This window comes from Protofrankia sp. CiT1 (assembly GCF_917627335.1).
GTDB lineage: Bacteria > Actinomycetota > Actinomycetes > Frankiales > Frankiaceae > Protofrankia.
Window position 1 is genome coordinate 1 of record NZ_CAKJTP010000195.1, and the last position, 2,335, is coordinate 2,335.

Consider the following 2,335-nt stretch of genomic DNA (forward strand, 5'->3'; position numbering starts at 1 on the left):
TGGAGCGCGCGATGCGGAGTCCTACGTCGTCGATCTGGAACGTTGGGTGGCTTCGACGGCGAACCGAGGCCCGGCAGCTCCAGCTCTCGTCGAACCACCCGCCGCCACGGAGCACCCGGTAGGTGCCGTAGACCTCGGCGTCGTAGACGTCCCAGCACCATTCCCAGACATTGCCCAGCATGTCGTAAAAGCCCCACGCATTGGGCTGTCTGCCGCCCACGTCGTGAATCCGCTCGCGCGAATTCCCGCGATACCAAGCGATCTCGTCGAGCCGCCCATACCGCGCGCTGGCGGTGCCGGCACGACACGCATGCTCCCACTCGGCCTCGGTCGGTAGCCGGTATCCCGTGGCGGACGTGTCCCACTCGACACCATCGACGTCAGCATCGAAGCGGTACGCCGGGGCCAGCCCCTCGTGCTGTGACAGAACGTTGCAGAACCTGACGGCGTCCCACCAGGAAACGCCCTCGACGGGCAGCTGATCACCTCGCGCCGCGCTCGGCCGCTGGCCGGTGACCTGGGCGTATCGCGTCTGGGTCACCGGGAACGCCGCAAGCTGGTACGCCGCAAGCTCGACCGACCAGCTGCGCTGGGATCGCCGGTCCGACAGCGTCACCTGCCCTGACGGGACGTCAATCATCTCGGTTCCCGTGCTCGCCCCCACAGATAGGTCATGGTACCGACACGTGTCCGTCATGGCGGACATGACTGTCATCCCGTATCTGACCGAGCCGTTTGCGCGCAGGTGAAGACCCGCCTCGCGGCGGCCCGGCCGCCAGTGGCGCCGGTCCCGGCGTCCGGTTGTGTCGGTCTATGCGAAGACTTCGATGGAGCAGGTGGCGGCGGCGCCACGGTCGAGGCGGGCGTCGCTGGTGATCAGTGGGAGTCCCAGGGCCTCGGCGAGGGCAACGTACTGGGCGTCGTAGGCGCTGAGGTTGTGGTGCAGGTCGCGGACGCGTTCCCAGAGGATCAGTGTCTCGTGCCGTACGAAGGGCAGGCGCTGGTAGTCGCCGATGGCCTTCTCCGCCTCCGGTGCGGACAGCTTCCGGCCGCGGACCATCCCGAACAGGGCCGAGAGGAGTTCGTAGTCGAGCAGGCCGGGTGCGGCCAATGTAGTCAGGCCGGCGAGGCGGTGGCGGACTGCCTGGCCGGTCGGGCCATGATCGGTCAGTGTGCGGATCAGAGCCGAGCAGTCGATGACGGCTTCCGGGGCGGTCATCCGCGTTGTCTGCCTTTGTCGATCGCGGCGAGGATGTCGGAGGTCGCGAGATCGGTGTGTGTCTCGCGGTCGAGGCGGGCCATCATCTCGGCCAGGGTCGGTGTCCGGGCGTCGCGGGTGACGAGGTCGAGCAGGTAGGCCTGCAGGCTACGGCCCGTCTGTGCCGCCTTGAGCTTCAGCGCCTCCAGGGTCAGGTCTGGGACATCGCGGATTGTGATCGCAGTCATGCAGGCATTTTACCTGCATTGCCAGCGATTCGACGCTGCTGATGTAGCTGTCGGACGGCACGGCCGAGCTGGGTGACAAAGGCGGCGCGCCCCTCCGCAGCTGTCGATGTGCGCTCGGTCCGTCCGCGCGATCGCGACGAGTCAGGGAGAAGTCGCTCATCGTACAGATAGATCGTCGATCGCGGGTAGGCTGGTAGTGAAGTCACGAGTCGGGCGGGGAGGAGGACTGGTGAGTCGTCGGTTCAACACGGCTGGGCCGTGCATCCGCGCGGAGCATTACATGATTCCGGCGCTGTCCCGCCTCCCGGAGGCACCCGGGTTGGTGGATCTCAAGGCCTACTTCGTCGTCCACGCGCCCCGCCAGACGGGGAAGACGACGGCGCTCCGCGCACTCGCGGCCGACCTGACCACGCGGGGCCAGTACGCCGCGGTGCACGTCTCCTGCGAGACCGGGCGCGCCTGGGGAGACGACATCCGCGCCGCGTCCCGGGCGATTCTCGACCGGCTCCGCTCCAGCGCCGAGGACACCCTGCCTGCGGAGCTGCGGCCGGCGCCGTGGCCGGAGACCTCCGACGGCACCCTGATCGTCGAGGCGCTCGGAGCCTGGGCCCGGATCTGCCCACGTCCGCTCGTCCTGTTCTTCGACGAGATCGACGCCCTTCAGGGCCAGTCGCTGATCAGCGTGCTCAGCCAGGTGCGGGACGGCTACAACGCCCGCTCCACAGCGCCCTTCCCAGCGTCGGTCGTGCTGTGTGGTCTCCGCGATGTCCGTGACTGCCACCCCCGAAATCGCTTCGCGATTCCGCGGGTCCCCGGGGCGGCGGCCGGTGGTGACCCGTCGCGGCTGGGCACGTCGAGCCCGTTCAACATCAAACTCAAGTCACTTAGG

4 protein-coding genes are annotated in these 2,335 nt (G+C 68.1%); 1 reads left to right on the forward strand and 3 read right to left on the reverse strand.

Features of this window, described 5'->3' with window-relative positions:
* The 3 genes from MJ785_RS19580 to MJ785_RS19590 all read right to left on the reverse strand — a co-directional run.
* Window positions 1-640: formylglycine-generating enzyme family protein (locus MJ785_RS19580; protein ID WP_239382176.1), on the reverse strand; the 640-nt coding region annotated here is incomplete at its 3' end.
* A 171-nt stretch (window positions 641-811) separates the two neighbouring features.
* Window positions 812-1,219, reverse strand: coding sequence for a type II toxin-antitoxin system VapC family toxin (locus MJ785_RS19585; RefSeq protein ID WP_239310340.1), 408 nt, complete (start codon window positions 1,217-1,219; stop codon window positions 812-814).
* Window positions 1,216-1,446, reverse strand: a complete 231-nt coding sequence (locus tag MJ785_RS19590; protein WP_239310339.1) for an antitoxin — start codon at window positions 1,444-1,446, stop codon at window positions 1,216-1,218. Before MJ785_RS19590 ends, MJ785_RS19585 begins: the two co-directional genes overlap by 4 nt.
* A gap of 229 nt (window positions 1,447-1,675) precedes the next feature.
* Here MJ785_RS19590 and MJ785_RS19595 point away from each other — a divergent pair.
* The coding region (locus MJ785_RS19595) for an ATP-binding protein (RefSeq protein ID WP_239382178.1) at window positions 1,676-2,335 on the forward strand (660 nt) is incomplete at its 3' end.